Below are 24534 nucleotides of genomic sequence, written 5' to 3' on the forward strand. Positions count from 1 at the left end.
CTTGTCCGAAGCACCGCCGACACCGCGGGTGGCGGGCGCAGGAAAATGCCGCGCGAGACATCTACCAGATAAATATTGTGACAGCTTCGCTCGATCATGACCTACTTGTGACGTTAACGGTTGGTCATATTGCCTAGAGGGCGCCGGGGAATGTGCCTTAAATCGCTCCCTATCCCTTGGTGCGAGCCAAAATTTGTCGCCAAAAGGACTTCCACTCCGACACCATCTCGGGGTTCCCAGCCTTAGTAACGTTTACGGCAATGCTGACTTTTTCGCCCTTGAGCCCAATGTCTACTTGGGTCTTGGTGCCGTCGCTGAAACTCGCCCGCCAGTAGCGCCAACGTTCGCTGGAGCTGAGCGCAGGGTCCTCGGCCAGCGTCTGCCCGTTGAATTCGGCCAAGCCGGAAACCGCCTGCAGCCAGCGTTCCAGTGCGCCGTCCAGCGTCGTCGGGAGCGTAGCGGTGGTCGATCCCTGGAAGCTTCCATCCTGGGCCTGGCCGGGAACTCGGCGGCCGATTTCCTGTTCGAAGGCCACCGCGACACTCTGGGCCCACCATTCAGGGTTCTTCAGGTCCTTCGGCATCAGCGTGGCGGCCAGCTGGGCAATCTGCTGATGGACCAGCTCGGTCGCCGAAGCCTCATGCAGGGCCTTCGACCATTGGCTCCACGGCCGTCCGGTGGCGCGGGCGATTGCTTCGGTGTTGCTGCTTCGTGTTGCCATGCTTGAAATCTAGCGTGAATGCACCGCACCCTCCAGTTGGGGACGTGTTATTGCCTGCAATAGGCGCACACGATGGAACGCGCCAGCATCAGGCGTTCGTTCTCCGGGACATTTCGGCGCAGCTTCGATTTTCTTGTCCGGATCCATAAACGAAAGGAGCCGCGGACTTCGATATGTGTCGAAGTCCGCGGCTATTCCGACGGCGTCCGGAATCTAGGCGGAGTCGAAGTCCAGGTTCAAGCGGCCGATCAGCGTGGTCAGCGCGCCGAGGTCGTCATCGCTCCATTGCTCCATGCGGGCCCTGAGGTCCAGCCGCCAGTTGTGCAGCCATTCGCGCCGCCGGGTCACCGCCAGCTCGGTGGGCAGCAGCTGCGAGACCCGGCGGTCGTCCGGATCCACTTCGCGGGTGACCAGGCCGAGTTCCTCGAGCTTGGTGACCATGCGAGAGAGCGCCGCCTTGTCGATCAGCAGGCGGTCGCAGATCTCGGACTGCGAGATGCCCTTGGAGCGAACGACCAGCCCGAGCACCGGCAGCGCCGCCGTCGTCAGCCGGTGCTCCATGCGTGCGGCGACTTCCCGCTTGGTGCGGGCGATGACCGCGATGAAGTCCAGCAACTGCTGCTCGGCGGCCTCGTAGAGTTCGGCGCGCTCAGCGCTGGTGCTGGCGACGCGGCCGTTCACGGTATCCATGGGCCTTCCTACGCCCCGGCGGGGGAGCCGGGCTTCTTCTCGTTGTCGCCGTCAGCGGTGGCAGGGGCTTCGGTGAGCAGGGTGCCTTCGGCGCGCTGCGCCTCCAAGCCCTTAGCGCCGTCAACGGCAGGGACCGAGGCAGGAGCCTGGCCTTCGCCTTCCTGATGGCGTTCAACCGCGGTCTGCGTGCGCAGCTTCTGGTTCGGCAGCAGGCACACGGCCACGACGGTGATCAGGGAGATCGGGGCGGCCACTGCGAACAGCGCCGCGACACCGTCGCCGTACACGGATTCGAAGATCACTCGCACCGGCTCAGGCAGCGTGGAGATGCTCGGCAGGCTGCCGGAAGCCAGCTGCGCGGAGACCTCGGCGGCCTTGTCACCCAGCGTGGCCATCGCCTTGGCCAGATCGGACTGGCGGTCGGCGATCATGTTCGGAATGTTGATTGCCAGCAGGGCGCCGAGCCCTGCGGTGCCGGCGGTGCCGCCCAGGGTGCGGAAGAAGTTCACGGCCGAGGAAGCCACGCCGAGTTCATTGACCGGAACGGCATTCTGCACCACCAGGACCATGTTCTGCATGACCAGGCCGACGCCGGCGCCCAGGATGAACATGTACACGCCCACCAGGACGAAGTTGGTGTCGTAGTGGATGGTGCCCAGCAGGAACAGGCCGACGACCTGAAGGATCGAGCCGGTGACCACGAAGGCCTTCCACTTGCCGAAGCGGGTGATCAGCGCGCCGGCGATGGTGGAGATGACCAGCAGGCCGGCCATCATCGGGAAGGTCATCAGACCGGCCTGGGTGGCGGTCGCGCCGCGGGCCATGATCATGTACTGGCTGAGGAACACCGAGGTGCCGAACATCGAGACGCCGATGGCCAGCGAGGCGATGACTGCAAAGGTGAAGGTGCGGTTCTTGAACAGATCCAGGTTCAGCAGCGGTTCGGCCGCCTTGAATTCCGTGAGCACGAACAGTGCCAGCAGAACCACGGAGCCGCCGGCCATCAGGTAGCTGGTGGTGGAGTTCCAGTCGAACTGCGAGCCGCCCATGGACATCCAGATCAGCAGCAGGGCTACGCCCGAGGACAGCAGCATGATGCCCAAGTAGTCGATCTTGACCTTGCGCTTGGCGAAGGCCGGAAGATGCAGGGTGCGCTGGATCAGCAGGATCGCGACCACGGCGAACGGCAGCGCCACGAAGAAGTTCCAGCGCCAGTTGATGGTGTCGGTGATGAAGCCGCCGATCAACGGTCCGCCCACGGTGCCCACGGCCATGACGGCGCCGAACAGGCCCATGTACTTGCCGCGTTCACGCGGGGAGAGGATGTCGGCCATGACGATCTGGCTCAGGGCACCCATGCCGCCGCCGGCCAGGCCCTGGACGACGCGCATGGCGATCAGGAATTCGGTGTTCTGCGCGAAGCCCGCGGCGGCCGAAGCCAGTACGAACATGGCCAGCGCCAGCTGCAGCAGCAGCTTGCGGTTGCCGAGGTCGGCGAGCTTTCCCCAGATCGGGGTGGAGATGGTGGTCGCCAGCAGCGTGGCGGTGACGACCCAGGTGAAGGCGGTCTGGCCGCCGTCCAGATCGGAAACGATCACTGGAAGTGAACTGGAAACGACGGTGCCGGCCAGGATGGAGACAAACATACCCATCAGCAGGCCCGTCAGGGACTGCATGATTTCGCGGTGGCTCATCTTGGGCTGGGCGACCGGTGCGGTTGCGGTCATAAGCGCTCCAAAGAAGAAGAGAAGAAAGGTTGATTCTCGTCAACTATAAATGATTAGTTGACAATCATCAACCATGTGTGGGGTGCTCCACAAAAGTGCCGCGGCGGGAATAAAAACACCCCGCCGACGGCGCGCTGAGCGCGGACGGCGAGGTGGATCCTGCGGAGAGCGGGTGGTCAGCGGGTCGCGCTGCGATGGTCGTCCATCTCCGGAACGACGAAGCGCGGCTGCGTTTCCGCACCGGCCTCGGAAGCCGGCTCCGGGTTTTGCTCGGCGGGCTGGTCCGGCGCAGGGGTGTCCTTGCGCGGCTGCGGCTCGGGAACCGGCAGCTGCGGCGCAACCTGCGGGGCGGCGGCCCGTCCGGCAACCCGGCGGCCCTCGAAGGCGCGCGCCAGCGTGACCTCGTCGGCGTACTCCAGGTCGCCGCCCACGGGGAGGCCGGAGGCCAGGCGGGTGATCTTGATGCCCAGCGGGGCCAGTGCGCGCACCAGGTACACCGCGGTGGCTTCGCCCTCGAGGTTCGGGTCGGTGGCCAGGATCAGCTCGGTGATCGAGTCGTCGGCCAGGCGGGTGACCAGCTCGCGGATGTGCAGCTGCTCGGGTCCCACCCCGGCCAGCGGATTGATGGAGCCGCCCAGCACGTGGTAGCGGCCGGCGAAGGCCCGGGTGCGCTCGATCGCCAGCACGTCCTTGGACTCCTCGACAATGCAGATCGTCGTGCCGTCGCGGCGCTCATCGCGGCAGATCGCGCAGGTGTCCTGCTCGGAGATGTTGAAGCAGATTTCGCAGAACTTCACCTTCTCCTTGACCAGCTGGATCGAGGCGGCCAGGCGGGTCATGTCCTCGGCGTCGGCATCGAGAATGTGGAAAGCGATGCGCTGCGCCGATTTCGGGCCGATCCCAGGCAGCCGACCGAGCTCATCGATCAGTTCCTGTACAGCACCTTCGTACACGTGCGCCTTCTTTCGTCGCTTGCAGGGATAGGTCTTGAGCGGCCCGCGGGCCGGTTGCGGGGAGGCCAACGCACCCCGCCAACGTACACACTAGTGTCTCACTCCGACAGTTGGTATGGCTGCCGGATCGGTCACAGGCTGCGCTTGATTTCCACGATGTTGCCGTTCACGTCGCGCTGCTCGATGACCATGCCGCCGAGCAGCCGCTCGACCGCAGGAACGCCGATCAGGGCGGAGTCCTCCACCTCGATGTCGTCGTCGCTCGGGACGAACTCGTAGGGATCCTCCATCGCAGGTTCGGGCGGCAGCGGCGCGCCACCCCAGCCGCTGGCGGACTGCACCGGCGCGGCGGCCGGAGCAGCGTCCTTTGCCTGGTTCATCAGCTGCTGGTAGCGGCTCATGCGCCCGGAGCCTGCGCTCGGACGCGGGTCCGCCGGGGTGCTCGCGGGCTGCGCGGCCGGATCCGGGGCGCCCCAAGACGGAGCGGTTTCCCGGGCAGGGGCCTGCGGCGGCTGCGCGGGCCGGAACTGCTGCGGAGCGCCGTGCGGCGCCGGGGCAACGGGTGCCGAAGCTGCCTGCTGGGACGGAGCTTGCTGCGCGGGGGCCTGGGACTGCGTCTGGATCGGTTCAGGAGCCTGCGGCTCGGGCTCGCGGGCGCTGGCCGCCGGCTCGAAGGAGTCGGTGGTGCTGCCCGGGCGCAGCGGCGTCGAGGACACCGGGCGGTCGATCGAGAAGCCGGGGCGTTCGGCCTGGCGGGCGTTCATCCCGGCGGTCATGCGCGGGCGCGGAGCCACCGGCGGGCCGTCGAAGGAACGCGGGGCGCTGCTGCGCTGCGGGGCCGGAGCCACCGGAGCCTGGAAAGTAGGTGCTTCAGGCTGGATCGGCTGGACCTGCTGGACCGGTGGCGCGGCGGGAGCCGCTGGCTGAGCCGGAGCAGGCGACGGAGCCTGGGGTTTCGTCGCTGCGTAGGGGTCGCCGAAGGTGCCGTCGTCAGGGAACGGCGGCTCGTCCATGTACGGCTCGTCGTACGGCGGAGGCACGTCGTCGTAGCTGGATACGTAGCCGTTGTCTCGCGCGGGCGCGGCGGCAGCCGGCGCAGCGGGTGCCGGGGACCTGCGTGTCGCCGGAGCGGCCGCGGTCCGGGCCGATGCAGGCTTCGAGGGGCGCGAAGCTACCCCAGCGGAATCAGCCTTGATGAACTTGGTTGGTGCTGGGGTTGGCGCCGGGATCGGCCGGCGCTCACCTTTTGGGGAACCACCGCCTGCAGGGTTCGAGCCGCCTTCGGTGATGACAACCTCGATCGGCCCGCCAGCCACCTGCGAAAGCACTCCGGTGAGCGTCTGCATCATGTCCGGCCGGTTTCTCAGATTGACGATCGGACCGGAATTGCTGAAGGCAAGCGTCAGCGTGCGGCCGTCGAATCCGGCGACCGATCCGTAGTTCGACACCATGGAGTGCAGCACGCGCGAGTTGGACTGCAGCTGTTCCAGAATCTGCGGCCAGGCCTGCTGGAACTTGGTGACCGGAGAAGCTCCGGCTGGAGCAGCCGTTGGCTGGTTTCCCTGCTGAGGGTGCTGCTGCTGGTACTGGTTCTGCTGCTGGGCGGCCTGCGCCTGCTGGCGCTGCGCCGCTTCGCGTTGGGCTTGTTCGCGCTGTGCCTGCTCTCGGGCGGCCTGTTCCTGGGCTGCGCGTTGGGCTGCTTCGCGCTCGGCCTGCTGGCGCTGGGCGGCTTCACGCTGCGCCTGTTCACGGGCGGCCTGTTCCTGGGCTGCACGCTGGGCTGCTTCATGTTCGGCCTGCTGGCGTTGGGCGGCTTCACGTTGGGCCTGCTCACGCTGAGCTTGTTCATAGGCGGCGCGCTGCTGTGCTTCGGAGTCCGGCTGGATTGGCGGGACCGGGGCGACATGCTGCTGCTGGTGTTGCTGCGGTGCCTGGCTCTGCTGAGCCGGGTTCTGCAAGTGCTGTGCCTGTTCGTAGGCGGCGCGCTGCTGTGCTTCGGAATCCGGCTGGATTGGCGGAACCGGGACTGCCTGCTGCTGTTGCGGGGCCTGGTTTTGCCGGGCAGCGGCCTGGGCTTGCTGCTGCGACTGCTGCTGGGCGCGGGTTTCTGCCGCGCGGCGGGCGAATTCAGCCATGGCAGGGTTCTGCTTGACGTCGTCGATGGAGACACCGGTCCCGAAGGACAGGTCTTCGCCGCTGGCTGGATCCGGCACCAGGCTGAACGGCGCGACGCCGTCGGGGCGCTCGGCCGGAACGCTCGGGCCGGGCTGGATCTCGGTGGTGACCGGGTTCCGGTCTTCCTTCGGTCCCCAAGTGGCGCCCCAATCGGCGTCCGCGCCGGTGTTCAGCGAGGCTGCCGCTCCCGGATCCAGCGGAGCGTTGAGATCGTCCGCGGCCTGAGCCTGGGCGGCGGTCTGCTGCTGTGCGTCTGGCTGCGGCTGGGCAGGCGCCTGGGAAGCGTGCGGAACCTGGGATTCTTGGTGCCGCTGGGCTGGCTGGGTGTGCTGATCCTGCGGGGCCGATGCGGGCTGCGCCGGAGCCTGCTGCACGGGAGCCTGCTGAACCGGTGCAGGCTGGGTTTCGGCCGGAGCTTCTGCAAGCGCTTCGGGAATCGGCTCTCCGTCGCGGCGGGCCTTGGCCGCGGCCAGAGCCTGGCGTACGGCGGCGGCGCCCTGGCGCGCTGCGCCAGGATTCGGCGCCGAGCCCATGGAGACGGCAACGTCCTCGGATCCCTCGCCATCCAGCGCGGGCAGCGCCCCGCCGGTCATGGCATGGCGCTCCAAGCGGTCCAGCCGGGCGGCGAAGGAACTGTCCGAGCTCTGCGAACCGGGAAGCAGCAGGCGCGCGGCCAGCAGCTCAAGGTGCAGGCGCGGGGAGGTTGCGCCGGTCATGTCGGTCAGCGCCTGATTGGTGACATCGGCCCAGCGGGACAGCTCGCCGGCTCCGGCCAGCCCGGCCTGCAGGTGCAGGGCTTCGAGCTGGTCGGCGGGAACTCCGCGCAGGATCTTCTCCAGGCCCTCCGGCATCGCCTTGGCGATCACCAGGTCGCGGAAGCGCTCCAGCAGGTCCTCGACGAAGCGACGCGGATCAAGTCCGGTCTGGATGATGCGGTCGATCGCGCTGAACAATCCGGCCCCGTCTGATTCGTGCAGGGAGAGGACGACCTCGTCCAGCAGCGTGGAGTGGGTGTAGCCCAGCAGCGCGATGGCGGTTTCGTAGTCCAGGATCCCTTCGCGGGCGCCGGCCATGAGCTGGTCAAGCACCGACAGGGTATCGCGGACCGAGCCTGCTCCGGCGCGAATGACCAGCGGCAGCACGCCATCGGCCACCGCGACGTTTTCGCGGTCGCAGAGGACCTTGAGGTATTCCAGCAGCGCCTCGGGCGGCACCAAGCGGAACGGGTAGTGGTGGGTGCGCGAACGGATGGTGCCGATGACCTTGTCCGGCTCGGTCGTCGCGAAGATGAACTTGATGTGCGCCGGCGGCTCTTCGACGATCTTCAGCAGCGCGTTGAAGCCTGCCGAGGTGACCATATGGGCCTCATCGATGATGAAAATCTTGTAGCGGTCGCGGGCAGGGGCGAACGTCGCACGCTCGCGCAAGTCGCGGGCATCTTCCACGCCACCGTGGCTGGCGGCGTCGATTTCGATGACGTCCAGGGAACCGGGGCCGCCGTTGGCCAGCTCGACGCAGCTCGGGCAAGTGCCGCAAGGGATCGGAGTGGGACCCTGCTCGCAGTTCAGGCAGCGCGCGAGGATGCGGGCCGAAGTGGTCTTGCCGCAACCGCGCGGTCCGGAGAACAGGTATGCGTGATTGACCCGGTTCTTCTCCAGAGCGGTCATCAGCGGAGCGGTAACGTGCTCCTGTCCAATGACGTCGGCGAAGGTATCGGGACGATATCTGCGGTAAAGCGCTGTAGTCACACCGGTTCCCTATCGGTTGCGCGATGCCGGGGGCATCAGCTGTTGGACAATGTTTTCAGGCCTCACGATCCACGGTTCGCGCGGAAGCGCGGCTGGGTCGAATGCCTCCAAGGCTGCCTGCAAATCCTGACCCGGCAAGCCCAATGACTCTAGCAAAAATGCACGTATTTCGGCTGGATGCACACCTTGTTCGGTGATCTCTTCGAGCGTTACAGCGCCATCGCGCTTGGCCAGCCGCTGGCCCTTCTCGTTCAGCGCCAGCGGTACGTGCGCGTACGTCGGAACGGTATAGCCGAGCAGCTGCGCGAGGTACGCCTGGCGTGGTGCCGACGAGAGCAAGTCATCGCCGCGGACTACTTGGTCGATTCCGCTGGCCGCATCGTCGACGACGACCGCCAAGTTGTACGCCGGTGCACCGTCGTTACGCACCAGGACGAAATCATCCACCGTCCCCGTGTAGCTGCCGGCGAGCTCGTCCTGAACAGTAAAAACGTTCGCTTCGGCGCGCAGACGCAGCGCCGCTGGCCTGTGCCGGGCCTTTTCGGCACGCTCTTCCGCGGTGAGGTTCCGGCAAGTTCCAGGATAGGAGCCCGGAGCGGCATGCGGAGCGCTGCCGGCCTCGGCAATGTCCTTGCGGGAACAGAAGCATTCGTAGACCAGCCCCTGCGCTTTGAGATCATCCACAATGGCGCGGTATACAGGCAACCGATCGGACTGACGCACCATTGTTCCGTCGAAACTTAGACCCAGCGCTTTGAGCTCGGCAAGCTGCTCGTCTTCGGATCCGGCACGAACGCGATCCAAGTCTTCGACGCGCAAAAGATAATCGCGGCCAGTGGAGCGGGCGAAAAGCCAAGCCAGGACAGCGGTGCGCAGGTTGCCGATGTGGAGGCGCCCTGACGGGCTAGGGGCGAAACGGCCAGCGCCCACGTGGACTCCATTCGGCTTGCGTAAAAAGTAAAGACCCCTCATGCACCTGTCAGAGCCCATCTACCCTTGCTACCTTCCGGTCCTGGGGGAGTTCAACAGGATGACACCACACGAGGGGTCACCAAAAATACTACCCGAGGAAGGGGTGTGGATAAAAATCGTAGGGCGTGCGCTTGCTCTCACCGGGTGCCCGCAAGTGAAAGTGAACCAAAAATCTGATCAGATTTCTCACGCGGCTCGTTTCCGGGTGGCCAGTCAATTGCTTGTCGGCGACTAAGGCCGGAGTTGACGCAAAATTTTGATCAAGAAATTTGTTCAGGCGAAGATCGGGCGTAGGCGGCTGAGATTTGTAATCCCTTGCGCTTGCGGTTTACAGAGTTAAAAATCTTGTCAAGATCTTTTAGTGCCACTGCGTGGGCTAGTGAGCTTGCGTCAGATGCACTCGTTGTGACGGCATTGCCCAGAATTCTGATCAAGAAATTTGATCAGGAAGACAACTAAGTCGCCAAGCGCCGGAGGCGGCGGCCTGCGCTGAAGGTCTCGGCGAACTGAACGAAAAATTTGATCAGAATTCGTCGAGGTCTCCAACTTGTACTCGCGGCTGCAGCCCTACGCATGATGAGCGAGGGCTGTTGCATATCTTGACCGGAGAATACGGCCATTTGGACCAGAACGACATGGCGATGTGAGCCCTTCTGAACGGGTCCACGACGTACGGGAAGAATACTTTGAATGTCGTGCGGCTGTCGAAAGAACTTTAGGGCTGGGTTTCTGATCAAAAAAATGGATCAGCATCTCATCAACTGGTGATCTGTTGCGGAGGCTATCCAGCAGCGGCTTCTGGAGGGTCGTACCAGCCAAGTACCCTGCGAACGCGATCAGTCATCTCAACCTCGGGAAGGACCGGCGTCTGGTTTCTCTCGAAGTCGAAGTTCTGTACTGATTTCACGCTCCCCGGAACCTCAAGACAAACAATCCCATTAGGTGTGCGCCAGTTGACAGATCCATCAGGGCGATAGGTTACTTCCCAACCCAACGCGTGTTTGAACAGCTGGTGCCTTTTGCATAGGAGTTCGGTATTAGTGCGTGATGTGTGGCCTCCCTGCGCCCAGCCATCAATATGGTCGGCCTCTGACTGCTCGGCCAGCCGATTGCAACCGGGAAAACGGCACTGAACGTCGCGGAAACGCAGAAGATCCTTTAGCGCCTTGCTTGGGCGATACTTTTCCCGGGCAACATCAATCGCGGCACCCGTCCACGGGTCTGTTAGCACCTTGATGAACGATGGTGCATCCCTTGCAATATTCAGTGCTGTACCAATAGGTATCGGACCGTAGCCTTCTAGCTCGGCGAGGGACTTTTTGGGGTCGGCCAACATTTCCAAGGCAGGGATAGTTACGGCTACGCGCGCTTTCAAAGGAGTGCCATTCGTGTCAGGCCAGCCATCAATCATTGCATCGCGGAAAATGTCAGCTCGGCGCTGCCGCTCGGTGCGCTCATCATCCTCATCAACATTCGTCACGGCGAACCAGTTGACTGTGTTGATCATACTGAAAATATCCTCCGCGGGAAGATAGACCTGAATCGTGGCCATGCCATTTTCATCCGCCCACCACGTAATGGAGCGACCTTCACGTGCCTCTTTATGTCGTTCGTCAAGGGGCTTCGGATGAAGCCGCTCTCTCATTCGGCGGGCTCTTTGCGAGATCGCTGAGTCTGTAGCTGTCTTGGCCAGGGGAAGCAATACGTGTTCCATCTGTTTGATGTCTTCAGGCTCCAGATCCTGAGATTGCTTGACTATTTCTTTGGCCGCTTTCGTAGTGATATCGCCATTGGCCAGAGCTGACAAGGTATCTACGCACAAGTTGCGCAGACCTTCCGCGGTGAACAGCTTGCCTTGAATGTGAGTTTCCGAATCTCGCATGGCGACTGCCGCTTCGGCGATGAAAGACGACCTGACCGTGATCTCGTCAGCCAAATTGACGCCGTAGTACTTAGCCGACAGCTCTCGGGCCTGATCGTCCTCCTGATCGAGCAAGGAATCTTGGACGCCCCTGTTGGCAGATTCGCGGGCACACATTTCCAAGGTGTCCGCCATGAGTGACGCTTCGGCTGCGTCCAGCATGCTTCGAAGCCGGCCGATGGCTTCAAGACGCCTGAACCCGTCAGCTGGTGTATCCACAGGCGGAAGGTTGTATAGATCCAAGGCGGTGGACGCGAATTTATTGAAGAACTTGTGCTGGTCAAGTTCCGCGTCCCACACTCCTCCTGAACCGAAATTCTTTCGAAGACCAGGAGGATACATCGGTAGACGATGGGCATCATCGTCGCTGTGAAATACCTCTCTTTTGCTCATGTTTTGAGTATCCTCCGCACTACGGACAGTTTGGTGGGGCCTGTTGCAGCGTGGGGAAAGCGCGGAAAATCGGCTAAATCTAGGGGATCGCGGAGTCGCTCGGAAAGCGATTTGCCAGCGCGTGGTCTTCGATTCGTGATTGTGTGGAAATTTAGATATGCTTGATTCTGCTCCACGGAGCAGACTGAGGAGGATTCGCCTAGCGGCCTATGGCGCACGCCTGGAACGCGTGTTGGGTTAACGCCCTCAGGGGTTCAAATCCCCTATCCTCCGCCAATGGAAAACCCCCGAGAAATCGGGGGTTTTTTCGTTTAATTTCACTGGAACGGGATCCCCGCCGTCCACGCGATCTTGAAGTGTTCTTGCAAGATGTCGGATTGCCAGCTGATTCGCCGTTACCTCCAAAGACAACTTGTAGTTTCGAGCCCTAGACAGCAATTGGACGCCTCAAAGTGATACGCGGTTCCCCTAGGATCTGGTCTTGGGCGAAGTTCAGCGAGGCGCTTTTTTGCTGATTCGCTGGCAACTTCCGGTTTGGTCGCGTTAAAGGGAGATAGGCGTATCATCCGAGGCGAAGGCGGTCATCCAAGTGCTGCCTGTGGAGCGGGAAGTTGTGGGCCATGTCCGTAGTCATCAGTGAGATTGCCATTGATTGTAAGAATCCAATGCTTGTTGCCAAGTTTTGGTGCGAAGTATTGGGCTATGAAGTTCGAGAAGAAGCCGCAGGCTTGGTGACCATTGGGCGGCGCGGAGATGGGTCAAATGAAGCAGTGATCTGTTTCGCGCAGGTGCCAGAGGAGAAGAGCATCAAGAACCGGATGCATCTTGACCTTCGGCCGCAGGGTAGTTCGCAACAGGACGAAGTCGACCGTGTGCTGGCGCTGGGGGCGCAGTACGCGGACGTCGGGCAACGCGACGACGAAGACTGGGTTGTTCTTTATGACCCGGAAGGTAACGAGTTCTGCGTGCTCTCCGGTAGCATTTAGTCCACGCAGCGGTCTGTAACGTTAGGCCGCCGCGATCGCCTTAACAGGGGATTGGGGAAAAACGTGGTTGGGGAAATAGCAAAGGCTGTCGTCATTGAGTACGACGAAGCCGTGCGTGGAAAAATGACAACTCTGCTTCGGCAGATCGGGTTTGCCATACAAGAGGAGTCCAGCGGGCAAAGGGGAGTTGCGCTGGCCCATAGGGCAAAGCCGGATCTCATTGTCGTGGGCTTTGGCCTGCCCGATATCGATGGCATCGAAACGATTCGCCGCTTAAGCGCCCATCTTGACGCGTACATCTTGGCGGTGATGGACGTCAGCGAAGAGATTGAAGTGGTTTTGGCCTTCGATGCAGGAGCAGACGGGTATTCTCCGAAGCCGCTGCGTGAACGTGAATTCCGGGCCAGGATCGATTCGTTCTCGCGACGTCAAGCCCGCATCAACCAGATGTTGAGCGACAGGCAGGGCTCCGCCGTCGAGGTGCTGAGTCATGGCGCGTTGCGCTTGGACTCTTCAACGTGGGAAGTTCATCTGGATGGCATGCCCATCGTCCTGACGGCTACCGAATTCACCCTCCTCCATGTGCTAATGCAAGTTCCGGGCAGGGTGCGCAGCAAGAAAGAGCTTGCTCGGAGGGTCAGCCTTGAAGGCGACGATCTTGAGCATGGCTATGTTTCCGACTCGGACGTTCGAAGCATTGAGGTTCACATAGCAAACCTCCGGCGCAAGTTAGGTGACTCTGCGCGTTCTTCGCAGTGGATTGAGACCGTGAGGGGCGTTGGATACAGATTGGTAAATGATCCCGGTTCATACTAGTGATACCTGAAGCTTTTTAAAGAAAACTATTGGATTTTCGGAGGCTTGATGCAATCTTGAGCTAATTGATAACACAGCTTAAGTGTGGTCTTGCACAATGAGTCCCATGGCCGAAAGGTCTAGCGAGAACTACGAAACTGAACGATGGCTGGTTTTTGGGGGAATGGCCAAATCGCCTTGGGGGAGGCGTCGGGTAAGACAGCAAGCTCGCGAAAAACGTGAAGACTTCGATGCGGTGGCGCAATACCCCGTCGAAGTCTTCACGTTTGTTCTGTCCGGAACCCGGTCGCTCATTGAGCTGTTGGGGTCAGGCGGTAGCCCGATTCTGGATCAGCTGCGGGTAGTGGATCGCAGCGGTCTGCGGATGGGCGCGCAGCCAACCCTTGAGCACGTTGGCCCCGTATGAGGCCAGCATCGGGTTGTGCGGGTCGTCTGAGACGCCGCGCGCGTCGGCGGCCAGCTCGGCCGGAAGCTCAACCTTGTCGATGACAGCGTCCAGGCGCGGGGAGTAGAAGAACGGCACCGAATAGCGGTCGACATTGGCCGGCGGGGCGATTACGCGGTGGATGGTGGCCATCAGGTAGCCGTCGGTGGCGACCTCGAGCATTTCTCCCAGGTTCACCACGAGTGCCCCTGGAGTCGGCGGAACCTCGATCCACGAATCCTGGCCGTAGGGCTGGACCTGCAGCCCGCCGACCTGGTCTTGTAGCAGCAGGGTGACGAAACCGTAATCCGCATGCAGACCGACGCCCTGGTTGCCGGCCTCCGGCACGATGCCGCCGCCCACGTAGTGCACCAGCTTGCCCATCCATGCGGGAGCTCCGGAGAACGGTTCGTCGAAGTAGTCCTCGCCCAGGCCCAGACCGACGGAGATCGCCGAGAGCAGTTCATGCCCGGTGCGGTTCATCAGCTCGGCCCATTCCATGGCGTGTTCGCGCAGTTGCGGGAAGTCCTCGGGGAACTGGTTGCGGCCCTGCAGGTTCAGGTACGGCTTGTCGGCCGGCACGACGGCCAGCGGCTCACGGTCCGGCCCGTAGTCGATCTGTTCGCGCGAGTCGGCGCGGCCTCGGGTGATCTCGGTGCCCAGGCGGGTGTAGCCGCGGAACTGGGCGCTGTTGCGGTTGTCGAGCCCGATCTTCTCCTCGACGGGCTTCGCGAAGAACTCGGCAACCGTGTCCAGCAGTTCCTGATCCTGGTTGGCGCGCGAGGCGTACCCGACGATCTGGAAGAAGCCGACGCGGTGGGCAGCGTCGAGCAGTGCGGCAACGAACTCGGGATTGAACGTGCCATCGGCATTCCGGGAAGTGGAGATATCAAGGACTGGGATCTCGGTTACTACGTTGTTCATAACCCTAGGGTGCACCCGACTGATGGATTGTTACTATCTAAAATGACGCACCGTTCCGCCACGTTTCAGCCGTTGTAACAATCCTTGCCAAGCCCTGAACCTGGGCGCATACTTTGCGCTCGCAGGGGTTCGGGACCGGATTTATCTGCGAAGCGGATGTTTGAGGTTCGCGATTCGGCGGTGGTCCGTTCGACGTGCATAATGCCCGATTCAGCGCCCGGCCCGGTGATCTGGTCGCTTCCTCGGGTAATTTGTTACGCGGGTGCCTATGCTTGAAGGGTGATTTTCAGAGCAGTGGGCGATTCGCGTCCGTACCCCGAGCACGAGTTGACCAGCACCCGCGACTGGAGCGCCATTCCGCCCTCGCAGGTCAAGCTCGACCAACTGGTAACCACCAAGTCAACGCTTGATCTGGAAACGCTGCTCTCCGAGGATTCGACGTTCTTCGGCGACTTGTTCCCGCACGTCGTGCGCTACCGGAACGTGCTGTATCTGGAGGACGGGCTGCACCGGGCGCTGCGCTCGGCGCTGCACCACCGTTCGGTGATCCACGCCAGGGTCTTGGATCTCGACGCGGATTAGGTATGCTTTCGCCACAAAGGGGAGCTGCCTGAAAGTGGGTGCGATGATGCACGAACGCGAGGACCCTGCGACGTTGCGCGGGGCTCACATCGTTGGCGAGCGAGAGCTGAGTTTCGTGTCCAACGCCCAGGCAAAGCGCGACGCGCGCAAGCGGCAGAACGTCATATTCTCGATCATGGCAATCATGGTGCTCGTGGCGTTCATCGCCGCCACGCTGGCCTTCACCGGGGTGCTGAAGATCGGCGGCGCGCCGACGGCGGTGCAGGCCGACGACCAGCCCGCGGAGCAGATTGCCAACCCGGCCTGCCCCACGGCCAGCTTCAGCTACCAGGACCCCGCAAGCTTCAAGGTGCGCGTGCTGAACACGACCACCATTTCGGGACTGGCCGGCAGGACCGCGGAGGCGCTGAAGGAGCGAGGCTTCCAGATTTCGGCCACCACCTCGGGGCTGGACAGGTATGAGGACAAGGTCGCCGTGGTGCTGGCCGGCCCCAAGGGGTACGCGCAGGCGCTGACCATCCAGCGTCAGGTGCCCGGCTCCGAGTTCGTCTACGACGAGATGATGTACGGCACCGAGGTGGACCTGGCGCTGGGCACCGGATTCGAGAACCTGGTCAAGGACCGCAAACTGAACACCGCCCCGGGCACGCTAGAGTGCATCGCGCAGCAGTAGCGGGGAACCGGCCCGGCAGCCGCTAGTTGGCGCCGACGGTTTCGGCGTGGACCTGGGTCAGCGCGTTGGCGAAGACCTCGGCCGGCTGCGCGCCGGAGATGCCGTACTTGCCGTCGAGGATGAAGAACGGCACCCCGGTGACGCCGATCTGGCGCGCTTGGGCGATGTCCGCGTTGACCTCGTCGGCGTAGCTGCCTGCCTCCAGCGCGGTGTGCAGCGCGGCGGCGTCAAGCCCGACCTCGGCGGCCAGCTGCAGCAGGGTGTCCACGTTGCCGGTGTCCAGGCCCTTCTCGAAGTGCGCGGAGAGCAGCGCTTCCTTCATTTCGCCGCCCAGCCCCTGCTGCTTGGCATGTTCCAGCACACGCAGCGCGGTGAACGAGTTGGCGACCACCAGCTTCCGGAAATCGTAGGACAGGCCTTCCTCGGCGGCCTGGGCGGTGACGTGCTCCAGCATGCCCTCGACCTGGGCCGGATCCATGCCCTTGGCCTTGGCCAAGTAGTCCAGCTCGCTGCCGTCGTAGTGCTCGGGCAGGGTCGGATCCAACTGGTAGGCGTGCCAGTAGACATCGACGTCCTGGGCCAGGCCGGAGGATTCCAGACCGGATTCGAAGCGGCGCTTGCCGATGAAGCACCACGGGCAGGCGATGTCGGAGAAGATATCCACGCGCAGGCGCTTGGCGTCGGCGGGATTCTGGGAAGCAGTGGTTTCACTCATGCCCGTATAACGCGCCGCGGCGCGCAGGCATTCCTTCAACGGGGCGTTGCCCGCGGCACGGGATAATGGCTTCAGGCGGGAAACCGCAGTCGGGGACGGAAAGGACGGGACGGCGTTCGGTGGCCAGGAATCTGGGATGGCGCGGAATTTTCTTCGCGGGGACGATCACCGCGATGGCGGGGTTCGTCGACGGCGTGGGCTTCATCCACCTCGGCGGCTACTTCCTGTCCTTCATGTCCGGCAACTCGACGCGTTCCTCGGCAGCCCTGCTCACCGGCGATGCCGGCGGCTGGTCCATGGCCATGGGCTTCGTGGGCAGCTTCGTGGGCGGTGTGGTGGTGGCGACCGTGCTCACCGCGCGGGCCGCGCGCTACCGCCGTCCGATCGTGATGTACCTCAGCGGTGCGCTGCTGGTCACCGCGGCGCTGCTCGGTTCGCTGGGCGAGCTGGGTTTCGGCGGGGCCTGCCTGCTGGCGGCCTCGATGGGCGCGGTCAACGTCTCCTACACGCGTTCGGGGGAGGTGTCGCTGGGCCTGACCTACATGACCGGCACGCTGGTCAAGCTCGGCCAACACCTGGGCGGCGCGATCCTGGGGCTGCTGACCGGCTCGGACCGCGGGTCCGGGCGGCTGCTCTGGGTCCGCTACGCGGTGCTGTGGGCGATGATCACCCTCGGCTCGCTGGCCGGGGTATTCTCCTACCTGCATCTGGGCCTGTCCAGCCTGTGGATCGCGGCCGGAGGCATGCTGCTGTGGGCCACGCTGGCGCTGGCGGCGGAACGGTGCACCGGGCCGGAGGTCCAAGCCCCCGCCCCGGCGCGCCGCGAGATCCATTAGCTGGGAGCCGGACCGTCTAGCGGCCGGTGGAGACAGCTTCCGAATCGCGCTCGCGGCCGTCCGCCGAAGGACCGCCGGAGGTGCCGCGCACCGCGAAGCGGTAGACCACGGCAAGGATGGCCAGCCACGCAACGCCGGTGTACAGGGCCACGCGGGTTTCGGCGCTCAGCGCCAGCAGCACCACGATGAAGACCATGAACGCCATGGCGATCCAGGCGGTGGCCGAACCGCCGGGAACCGCGTACTCGCGCGGGCCCTGCGAGGCCGCCGCGGCCTCCTTCTTCTCCGCCCGGCGCATGGCCAAGTAGGAGGCGAGGATCATGATCCAGACCCATACTGTCGCGAAGGTGGCGATCGAGGCGATGATGGTGAACAGCTTTTCGGGCAGCAGCGCGTTGAGCACCACGCCGACCAGCAGCACAATGGTCATGATGAGAACGGTCATCCACGGCACGCCGTTGGAGGAGACCTTCGCGAAGGACTTCGGGGCGTGGCCCTCGGCCGACATCGCGAAGAGCATGCGCCCGGCGCCGAAGGTGTCGGCGTTGATCGCGGACACGGCGGCGGTGATCACCACGGCGTTGAGCACGTGGGCCGCGGCCGGGATGCCCAGCGCGTCGAAGATCTGCACGAACGGGCTGGCGCTGCCGTCGATCTGGCGCCAGTCGAAGAGCATCATGATCACTGCCAGCGAGGCCACGTAGAACAGCAGGATGCGCCACGGCACGGTGTTGATCGCCGCAGGCACCGACCGCGAGGGGTCGTCCGCCTCGCCGGCGGTGATGCCGATGGTCTCGATGCCGCCGAAGGCGAACATCACCACGGCGAAGGACAGCAGCAGCCCGATGAAGCCGTTGGGGAACAGCGTTCCGGCGGCCATCAGGGTGTCGATGCCGGTCGCGGTCTGCGCGTCGGGGGCGTTGAAGCCGAAGATGATCAGCGCGATGCCGCCGCCGATCATCGCGATGATGGCGCTGACCTTGACGATCGCCAGCCAGAACTCGGTCTCGCCGAACACCTTGACCTTCATCAGGTTGATCGCCGCGATCAGCAGCACCACCGCTAGCACCCAGATCCAGGTGGCGACGTCGGGGAACCAGAAGCCCATGTAGACGCCGAAGGCTGTCACGTCGGCGATCGCCACGATCGCCATCTCGAAGGTGAAGGTCCACCCGGTGATGAATCCGGCGAAGCGGCCCAGGTAGCGGGAGGCGTAGTGCGCGAACGACCCGGAGACCGGATGCTTCACCGCCATCTCGCCCATGGCGCGCATGACGATGAAGACGGCGGCGCCGCCGATCATGTAGGCGAACAGCACGGCCGGGCCGGCGGCCTGGATGGCGGCGGACGAGCCGTAGAACAGGCCGGTTCCGATGGCCGAGCCCAGGGCCATGAAGCGGATGTGGCGGGCGGTGAGCCCGCGGGCGAGGGATGCCTTGATTTCGGTCACGATGAACTACTTGGATCCTCATATGGGGGATGGGGTGCGCGTGTCCCTGCGCCGCGCTGGGCGGGCGGAACATACCAAATCGTACGTGGGTCGGCAAGCAGATGGGGTAAAAATGTGTCTGGGCAAACCCGTGGGATTGCCCACACCCGCCGGGCGCGGACCCGTCGCGGTGGAAGAATGGTACGCATGAAGCTGGGATTCGTCCGCCATGGACAGACGCAATGGAACCTCGAAGGCCGCCTGCAGGGAAGCAGCAACATCCCGCTTAACGACACCGGGCGTGCCCAGGCTGCCGCGGCGGTACAGGTGCTCGCCGGCGGGAACTGGGACGTGGTCGTCTCCTCCCCGCTGGACCGCGCGCGGCAGACCGCGCAGATCATCGCCGACGGGCTGGGCCTTGAGCTGGGCCCGAGCTACGAGCTGCTGGTCGAGCGCGACTACGCGCAGGGCGAGGGCATGATCGAGGCCGAGGCGCTGCGCCGCTGGCCCGGGAAGCTCGGCGGCGGCATCGAGCCGCTGGAATCGGTGGTGGACCGCGGGCTGCGCGCCATCGGGCAGATCATGGAGGACTTCCCCGGGAAAAACGTCGCGGTCATCTGCCACGGCACGATCATCCGGTATACGCTGTCGGATTTCGCCGGCTACACGCTGGATACCATCCGCAACGGCTCGGTGGCGGTGCTCGAGCAGGACGAGCGCGGCCGGCTGCGCCTGGAACTGGTCAACGACCAGGCGCCCGCCGCGCTGTAGCGCCCGAGGGCCGGGTTAGGCGCCCGGAACCACGCGCCGCACGCTGGCGGTCAGCTGCGAGTCGTGCTGCCGGTTCTTGATCGCGGCCAGCCACGATCCCAGATCCAGGTAGGCCCGGGTGCGCACCGGCGGCGCGGAGAGGAAGACGTCGTGCAGGGCGTCGGCCAGCCGCACCAGGTGCAGCTCGCGGCCCAGGTCCAGGCTGCGCTCGGCGATCTGCTGCACGTTCAGCGCGACGTCCGACTTCGACGCGGCGTCCTGCCAGCGCGGCAGCAGGTAGTCCTTGGCCGAGAGCATCACCAGCACCGGCATCTGCAGGTCCAGGCCCTTCTTGACCTTCGCCTGCGCGTCGAAGACCGCGGAGATGAACCCGGTGGTGATCTTGAAGCCGTTGACCGGGCGCCAGGCCAGATCGTAGTCCCATTCGCCCTCGAACTGGCTGGAGACCGTGCGGGTGTAGAAACCGGGGTCGATGCTGGGCAGGAAGCGGTGCGGGTTGCGCGCGCTGGAGGCCTGGAACAGCCTGGACAGCGCGGTGCGCCCCAGCTCGCTGGCCTGGAATTCCAGCCACGGGCTGTTCAGCGCGAGCGCCTCGATCTTGTGCGGGTTCGCCGCCGCGTACAGCGACGCGCTCAGCCCGCCGGTCGAATGCCCCAGCAGCACCACCCGGGTGCCGGGGTGGGCGCTGGTGATGATGCGCAGCGCCGCGTCGAACTCTTCGAAGTACTGCTCCAGGTTGTTGGTGAATCCCGGCGGGGTCTGCCCGGCCGGGTCGCGCTCGGCGTCCAGCGGGAGGTTGCGTCCGTAGTGGCGCAGGTCCAGGGCGTAGAAGTCGGCCCCGGCATCGGTGAGGAACCGCGCCAGCTCGCCCTGGAAGAAGTAGTCCGACCAGCCGTGCACGTAGAGGATCGACAGCCCGCGCAGCGGCGGGGCCAGCCGCGGGAGGCGGGACGGCCGGCGGTGGCGGACCAGCGTGGCGGTGGAGCCGTCGAGCATCGGCAGCGTGCGCCGGGAGAAGCCCTCGCCCAGCAGGTCGGGCTCCCACAGCTGCTCGGCCGGGTTTTTGAACTGGAACGCCATGTGTTCAGCCTACCCAACACCGCAGGGCCGCAGGGCGCGAAAAACGGCATCCACCCGCGGGACTGGTTACCAACGGATGAATGCCGCAATTCGTGGCCGATTCACGAGGACGACTGGTTGACAATCGGCCGGGTCTCTAGGTGCTGCCTGCCTGCGGGGCTAGCCTGCCATTTCCAGTACTGGAACTGGCATGTCCAGGTAGCGCAGGTAGGCGTTGCGGGTCATGAAGGTCGGGAAGTCGTCGCGCAGTGCGCAGGCCTCGAAGATCTCCATGGCGGATTCGAAGCGGTCTCCCTCGAAGCGCTCCATGCGGTCCATGGTCTCCTCGGCCAGCTCCTGCACCCAGCGGCGGGTGACGATTTCGCCCTCGTCGGTGATGGCCGACTGGTGGATCCACTGCCACAGCTGCGAGCGGGAGATCTCGGCGGTGGCCGAATCCTCCATCAGGTTGCGCAGCACCACCGCGCCGTTGCCGCGCAGCCACGACTCGATGTAGCGGATGCCGATCTCGATGTTGTCGCGGATGCCCTGCTCGGTGATCTTGCCTTCCAGGCCGGCCACGTCCAGCAGCGCAGTGGCGGAAACCTGAACGTCTTCGCGGGTGCGGCCGATCTGGTTCGGGTTCTCGCCCAGCACCTCGGTGTACACCTCGCGGGCCACTGCCACCAGGTCCGGGTGGGCCACCCACGAGCCGTCGAAGCCGTCGGCTGCCTCGCGGGCCTTGTCCTCGCGCACCTTGGCCAGATTGAGCTCGTTGATCGAGGCGTCCTTGCGGCTTGGCACGAAGGTGCTCATGCCGCCAATGGCGGTGGCGCCGCGGCGGTGGCACGCACGCACCAGCTGCTCGGTGTAGGCCCGCATGAACGGTGCGGTCATGGTCACCGAATCGCGGTCCGGGAACACGAAGCGCGGTCCGCGGGAGCGGAAGTTCTTGATGATCGAGAAGATGTAGTCCCAGCGGCCGGCGTTCAGGCCCGAGGAGTGCTCACGCAGCTCGTAGAGGATCTCCTCCATCTCGAAGGCCGCGGTGATGCACTCGATGTGCACGGTGGCGCGGATGGTGCCGCGGTCGATGCCCAGCATGTCCTGCGCCATGTTGAACACGTCGTTCCACAGGCGTGCCTCCAGGTGGTTCTCCAGCTTCGGCAGGTAGTAGTACGGGCCGCGGCCGGCTGCCATCAGGCGCTTGGCGTTGTGGAAGAAGTGCAGTCCGAAGTCAACCAGCGAGGCCGACATCGGTGCGCCGTCCACCCGCAGGTGCTTCTCCGGCTGGTGCAGTGCGCGGGGGCGGACCACGATGGTCGGCAGCTGCTTCAGGTCGTGGGTGGCCAGCTTGTACTCGCGGCCGTCCGGTGCGGTGAAGTCCAGCTCGTTGTCAAGCACGCGGATCAGGTTCACCTGGTTCTTGATCACGTTCTGCCAGGTCGGGGAGCAGGCGTCCTCCATGTCGGCCAGCCAAACGTTGGCGCCGGAGTTCAGTGCGGCGATTGCTGCCTTGCGCTCGATCGGCCCGGTGATCTCCACGCGGCGGTCTTCCAGGCCCGGTGCGATCGGGGCGACCTGCCATGAAGCGTCCTCGCGGATGTTCCGGGTTTCTTCCAGGAACTTCGGGTCGCGGCCGTTGGCGATGCGGGCCCGGTTGAGCTGGCGGCTCTGCATCAGCTCGTTGCGGCGGTGTTCGAAACCCTGGTGCAGTGCGGAGAGGAAGTCCAGTGCCTCGCTGGTGAGGATCTGTTCCTGGTAGCGCACTTCGGTGGCGGTGATGGTGATGTTGTTCAGGGTGATCGGGGTGTTCATGGCAGCGTCCTTAAAAGCTTAAAAATGGTGGTGGTGCCGGCTGACGTCATTGTCAGCCGGCACCATCGACCCGTCAGGGTCTAATGGAATTGGCCTTCTTCGGTGGAACCAACCAGCGCCAGGGTGGAAGCGTTCGGGTTCAGCGTGGTGGAGATGGCATCGAAGTAGCCGGTGCCGACTTCGCGCTGGTGCTTCGTGGCGGTGTAGCCGTCAGCCTCGGCAGCGAATTCGCGCTCCTGCAGTTCGACGTAGGCGCTCATGCCGTCCTTCGCGTAGCCCTTGGCCAGATCGAACATCGAGTGGTTCAGTGCGTGGAAGCCGGCCAGGGTGATGAACTGGAAGCTGAAGCCCATGGCGCCGAGTTCGCGCTGGAACTTTGCGATGGTTGCGTCGTCCAGGTGCTTCTTCCAGTTGAAGGAAGGGGAGCAGTTGTACGAAAGCATCTGGTCCGGGAAGTCCTTCTTGACTGCCTCGGCGAACTTGCGGGCAAGTTCCAGGTCCGGGGTGCCGGTCTCCATCCAGATCAGGTCCGAGTACGGAGCGTAGGCCTTGGCACGGGCGATGCATGGCTCGATGCCGTTGCGGACCTTGTAGAAGCCTTCCGGGGTGCGCTCGCCGGTGATGAATTCCTGGTCGCGCTCGTCGACGTCGGAGGTGATCAGGGTTGCCGCCTCGGCGTCGGTGCGGGCGATGACGACGGACGGGGTGCCGGCGACGTCAGCTGCCAGACGTGCTGCGTTCAAGGTGCGGATGTGCTGCTGGGTCGGGATCAGGACCTTGCCGCCCAGGTGGCCGCACTTCTTCTCCGAGGCCAGCTGGTCTTCCCAGTGGACGCCCGAAGCGCCGGCGGTGATCATGGACTTCATCAGCTCGTAGGCGTTCAGCGGGCCGCCGAAGCCGGCCTCGGCGTCTGCGACGATCGGGACCATCCAGTCCTCGACGGTCTGGATGCCTTCGGAGAACTCGATCTGGTCTGCACGCTGCAACGCGTTGTTGATGCGGCGGACAACCTGCGGAACCGAGTTAGCCGGGTACAGCGACTGGTCCGGGTAGGTCTGGCCCGAGAGGTTTGCGTCGGCTGCAACCTGCCAGCCGGAAAGGTAGATGGCTCGCAGGCCGGCCTTGACCTGCTGGACTGCCTGGTTGCCGGTCAGTGCGCCCAGTGCGTTGGTGTAGCCGCCGGTCGGGGTTTCCTCGGTGAGCTGCTTCCAGAGCTTCTGGGAACCGCGCTTGGCCAGGGTGTGCTCTTCCTGGACCCGACCCTGGAGCTTCACGACGTCTGCAGCGGAGTAATCGCGGGTGACGCCTTCCCAGCGGGGGTTGGTTGCCCAGTCGTTTTCGAGGGCGGCGACGCGGTTCTCGATCGAATTCTCGTTGGTAGTCATGTTGCTGGCTCCTTCGCACAAGCTCGGTGTTCGTTCGGACCGGTGAACCTGGCGGTTTCGATCCGGTGAACTTCTTCGTGACAACAACTATTCCCTGCCTGCAACCCCTCCAACAGGGGAATTTCAGATTAAGATTCGCCGTTCTTCGTTTTTCTGGAAGGTTTGCACTTCTTGATGCTGATTGTGATCCAAGAGGCAGAAAGTCGCGATTTTGGGTCGAAATCGGTGTCAAGAAATCACGGAATTCCTTGTCTGAATGTCGGTGAGTGGGGTGCCTCCTTCGTTGCGGGAACTGCGACATGAAGTTGACATAGCAGGTGAGGGGCGTGCTTCGAGGCTGTATCCGGGAAACTTTTCGAGGGCTCGATGCGGATTCGGGGGCTGGCGAATTGCGCGCTTCCCATATGCCGCATGCTGTGCGCCACCTCACTGTCGCGCGAAAAGTGGAGGGGATATATCCGCGTGTGGCCGGTCGAAGAAATGGCGTTCTTTCAAAATGCTGTATTTCGCGATCGCCGGGGATTCGGGCGCAATTTCCGCGACACGGGGTTCTGGAAGCGCCGCAGGCACGCTTGGTCCTAGAAAAATGTGGCCCAACTGGCCCTTTGGGGTCGAGCAAGCGTTTGGCATAGTGACTTGAGCCACAGAAAAGATGAAACAAGAATATAGTTCTAGCCATGGCGTTTCGTTTGCGAAAGGGCGGACTGCACGCTGCGGACAGCGCGGCAGCTACACGAGCGCACAGCCAGCCACGACGATTTCTGGGGCATTTCAACCTGCCTTCGGATGAACGAGGGCAGCACGGTCGAAAAGATG

At 63.8% G+C, this 24534-nt stretch carries 18 protein-coding genes, 1 tRNA gene, 1 other RNA gene and 1 pseudogene; 7 read left to right on the top strand and 14 right to left on the bottom strand.

The window, feature by feature from the left end:
* Positions 1-169 precede the first annotated feature (169 nt).
* From ACTX90_RS01595 to ACTX90_RS01630, 8 genes and pseudogenes are all read right to left on the bottom strand, one after another.
* Positions 170-721 (bottom strand): hypothetical protein, encoded by a 552-nt coding sequence (locus tag ACTX90_RS01595; protein ID WP_443442837.1) that lies wholly within the window; start codon positions 719-721, stop codon positions 170-172.
* 213 nt (positions 722-934) lie between these two features.
* Positions 935-1411 carry a MarR family winged helix-turn-helix transcriptional regulator gene (locus tag ACTX90_RS01600; protein ID WP_161448558.1) on the bottom strand — a complete coding sequence of 159 codons (477 nt, stop codon included), beginning with the start codon at positions 1409-1411 and terminating at the stop codon, positions 935-937.
* An 8-nt stretch (positions 1412-1419) separates the two neighbouring features.
* Positions 1420-3138, bottom strand: a complete 1719-nt coding sequence (locus tag ACTX90_RS01605) for a DHA2 family efflux MFS transporter permease subunit (RefSeq protein ID WP_443442839.1) — start codon at positions 3136-3138, stop codon at positions 1420-1422.
* Between the two features lie 362 nt (positions 3139-3500).
* Positions 3501-4091, bottom strand: a pseudogene (recR, locus tag ACTX90_RS01610) (recombination mediator RecR); the annotation flags it as partial.
* Positions 4092-4222: 131 nt separating this feature from the next.
* A complete protein-coding gene (locus ACTX90_RS01615) occupies positions 4223-8014 on the bottom strand; it encodes a DNA polymerase III subunit gamma and tau (protein ID WP_443442840.1) in 3792 nt (1263 codons plus the stop codon).
* Positions 8015-8023: 9 nt separating this feature from the next.
* Positions 8024-8944 (bottom strand): tRNA glutamyl-Q(34) synthetase GluQRS, encoded by a 921-nt coding sequence (gene gluQRS, locus ACTX90_RS01620; RefSeq protein WP_060617044.1) that lies wholly within the window; start codon positions 8942-8944, stop codon positions 8024-8026.
* 26 nt (positions 8945-8970) lie between these two features.
* Positions 8971-9067: signal recognition particle sRNA small type (gene ffs / locus ACTX90_RS01625), an RNA gene on the bottom strand.
* Positions 9068-9767: 700 nt separating this feature from the next.
* Positions 9768-11300 (bottom strand): HNH endonuclease signature motif containing protein, encoded by a 1533-nt coding sequence (locus ACTX90_RS01630; RefSeq protein WP_082123768.1) that lies wholly within the window; start codon positions 11298-11300, stop codon positions 9768-9770.
* A gap of 188 nt (positions 11301-11488) precedes the next feature.
* Between ACTX90_RS01630 and ACTX90_RS01635 the strand changes: the two genes are divergently transcribed.
* The 3 genes from ACTX90_RS01635 (at position 11489) to ACTX90_RS01645 (ending at position 13102) form a co-directional block, all read left to right on the top strand.
* A tRNA-Ser gene (locus tag ACTX90_RS01635) sits at positions 11489-11576 on the top strand.
* Between the two features lie 344 nt (positions 11577-11920).
* The gene (locus ACTX90_RS01640; protein WP_047118070.1) at positions 11921-12286 is read left to right on the top strand and encodes a VOC family protein; all 366 of its coding nucleotides are present in this window, start codon (positions 11921-11923) and stop codon (positions 12284-12286) included.
* A 123-nt stretch (positions 12287-12409) separates the two neighbouring features.
* Positions 12410-13102, top strand: coding sequence for a response regulator transcription factor (locus ACTX90_RS01645; protein ID WP_047118227.1), 693 nt, complete (start codon positions 12410-12412; stop codon positions 13100-13102).
* Between the two features lie 307 nt (positions 13103-13409).
* Here the strand turns inward: ACTX90_RS01645 and ACTX90_RS01650 are convergent, their stop codons facing one another.
* Complete coding sequence (locus tag ACTX90_RS01650; RefSeq protein ID WP_047118069.1) at positions 13410-14450, bottom strand: isopenicillin N synthase family dioxygenase; 1041 nt, start codon at positions 14448-14450, stop codon at positions 13410-13412.
* A 279-nt stretch (positions 14451-14729) separates the two neighbouring features.
* Between ACTX90_RS01650 and ACTX90_RS01655 the strand changes: the two genes are divergently transcribed.
* The gene (locus ACTX90_RS01655) at positions 14730-15032 is read left to right on the top strand and encodes a type II toxin-antitoxin system VapB family antitoxin (RefSeq protein WP_047118068.1); all 303 of its coding nucleotides are present in this window, start codon (positions 14730-14732) and stop codon (positions 15030-15032) included.
* Positions 15033-15075: 43 nt separating this feature from the next.
* A complete protein-coding gene (locus ACTX90_RS01660; protein WP_052772209.1) occupies positions 15076-15705 on the top strand; it encodes a LytR C-terminal domain-containing protein in 630 nt (209 codons plus the stop codon).
* Between the two features lie 22 nt (positions 15706-15727).
* Here ACTX90_RS01660 and ACTX90_RS01665 read toward each other — a convergent pair whose 3' ends face one another.
* The gene (locus ACTX90_RS01665; protein WP_047118067.1) at positions 15728-16420 is read right to left on the bottom strand and encodes a DsbA family oxidoreductase; all 693 of its coding nucleotides are present in this window, start codon (positions 16418-16420) and stop codon (positions 15728-15730) included.
* A 119-nt stretch (positions 16421-16539) separates the two neighbouring features.
* Between ACTX90_RS01665 and ACTX90_RS01670 the strand changes: the two genes are divergently transcribed.
* Positions 16540-17256 (top strand): YoaK family protein, encoded by a 717-nt coding sequence (locus ACTX90_RS01670; protein WP_443442844.1) that lies wholly within the window; start codon positions 16540-16542, stop codon positions 17254-17256.
* Positions 17257-17272: 16 nt separating this feature from the next.
* On the opposite strand, the gene ACTX90_RS01675 is transcribed toward ACTX90_RS01670, so the two are convergent.
* Positions 17273-18649 carry an amino acid permease gene (locus ACTX90_RS01675; protein ID WP_082123781.1) on the bottom strand — a complete coding sequence of 459 codons (1377 nt, stop codon included), beginning with the start codon at positions 18647-18649 and terminating at the stop codon, positions 17273-17275.
* A 243-nt stretch (positions 18650-18892) separates the two neighbouring features.
* On the opposite strand from ACTX90_RS01675, the gene ACTX90_RS01680 reads away from it, so the two are divergent.
* Positions 18893-19456: a histidine phosphatase family protein gene (locus ACTX90_RS01680; RefSeq protein WP_047118065.1), complete on the top strand. Its 564-nt coding sequence runs from the start codon at positions 18893-18895 to the stop codon at positions 19454-19456.
* 15 nt (positions 19457-19471) lie between these two features.
* Here ACTX90_RS01680 and ACTX90_RS01685 read toward each other — a convergent pair whose 3' ends face one another.
* The 3 genes from ACTX90_RS01685 to aceA form a co-directional block, all read right to left on the bottom strand.
* Positions 19472-20536 carry an alpha/beta hydrolase gene (locus tag ACTX90_RS01685; RefSeq protein ID WP_443442846.1) on the bottom strand — a complete coding sequence of 355 codons (1065 nt, stop codon included), beginning with the start codon at positions 20534-20536 and terminating at the stop codon, positions 19472-19474.
* 159 nt (positions 20537-20695) lie between these two features.
* Positions 20696-22333, bottom strand: coding sequence for a malate synthase A (gene aceB, locus ACTX90_RS01690; protein WP_443442848.1), 1638 nt, complete (start codon positions 22331-22333; stop codon positions 20696-20698).
* 80 nt (positions 22334-22413) lie between these two features.
* The gene (gene aceA, locus ACTX90_RS01695; protein WP_113607620.1) at positions 22414-23718 is read right to left on the bottom strand and encodes an isocitrate lyase; all 1305 of its coding nucleotides are present in this window, start codon (positions 23716-23718) and stop codon (positions 22414-22416) included.
* Positions 23719-24534 lie beyond the last annotated feature (816 nt).

The organism is Glutamicibacter soli, from assembly GCF_052322135.1.
Taxonomy (GTDB): Bacteria; Actinomycetota; Actinomycetes; order Actinomycetales; family Micrococcaceae; genus Glutamicibacter; species Glutamicibacter soli.

What these genes read in the sequence shown, in the direction of transcription:
- ACTX90_RS01600 (WP_161448558.1), bottom strand. Translation starts at nt 1,411, where the DNA reads ATGGATACCGTGAACGGCCGCGTCGCCAGCACCAGCGCTGAGCGCGCC.
- aceB (WP_443442848.1), bottom strand. Translation starts at nt 22,333, where the DNA reads ATGAACACCCCGATCACCCTGAACAACATCACCATCACCGCCACCGAA.
- ACTX90_RS01675 (WP_082123781.1), bottom strand. Translation starts at nt 18,649, where the DNA reads ATGGCCCTGGGCTCGGCCATCGGAACCGGCCTGTTCTACGGCTCGTCC.
- ACTX90_RS01630 (WP_082123768.1), bottom strand. Translation starts at nt 11,300, where the DNA reads ATGAGCAAAAGAGAGGTATTTCACAGCGACGATGATGCCCATCGTCTA.
- ACTX90_RS01665 (WP_047118067.1), bottom strand. Translation starts at nt 16,420, where the DNA reads ATGAGTGAAACCACTGCTTCCCAGAATCCCGCCGACGCCAAGCGCCTG.
- ACTX90_RS01595 (WP_443442837.1), bottom strand. Translation starts at nt 721, where the DNA reads ATGGCAACACGAAGCAGCAACACCGAAGCAATCGCCCGCGCCACCGGA.
- ACTX90_RS01660 (WP_052772209.1), top strand. Translation starts at nt 15,076, where the DNA reads ATGATGCACGAACGCGAGGACCCTGCGACGTTGCGCGGGGCTCACATC.
- ACTX90_RS01640 (WP_047118070.1), top strand. Translation starts at nt 11,921, where the DNA reads ATGTCCGTAGTCATCAGTGAGATTGCCATTGATTGTAAGAATCCAATG.
- aceA (WP_113607620.1), bottom strand. Translation starts at nt 23,718, where the DNA reads ATGACTACCAACGAGAATTCGATCGAGAACCGCGTCGCCGCCCTCGAA.
- ACTX90_RS01685 (WP_443442846.1), bottom strand. Translation starts at nt 20,536, where the DNA reads ATGGCGTTCCAGTTCAAAAACCCGGCCGAGCAGCTGTGGGAGCCCGAC.
- ACTX90_RS01680 (WP_047118065.1), top strand. Translation starts at nt 18,893, where the DNA reads ATGAAGCTGGGATTCGTCCGCCATGGACAGACGCAATGGAACCTCGAA.
- ACTX90_RS01605 (WP_443442839.1), bottom strand. Translation starts at nt 3,138, where the DNA reads ATGACCGCAACCGCACCGGTCGCCCAGCCCAAGATGAGCCACCGCGAA.
- ACTX90_RS01650 (WP_047118069.1), bottom strand. Translation starts at nt 14,450, where the DNA reads ATGAACAACGTAGTAACCGAGATCCCAGTCCTTGATATCTCCACTTCC.
- ACTX90_RS01645 (WP_047118227.1), top strand. Translation starts at nt 12,410, where the DNA reads ATGACAACTCTGCTTCGGCAGATCGGGTTTGCCATACAAGAGGAGTCC.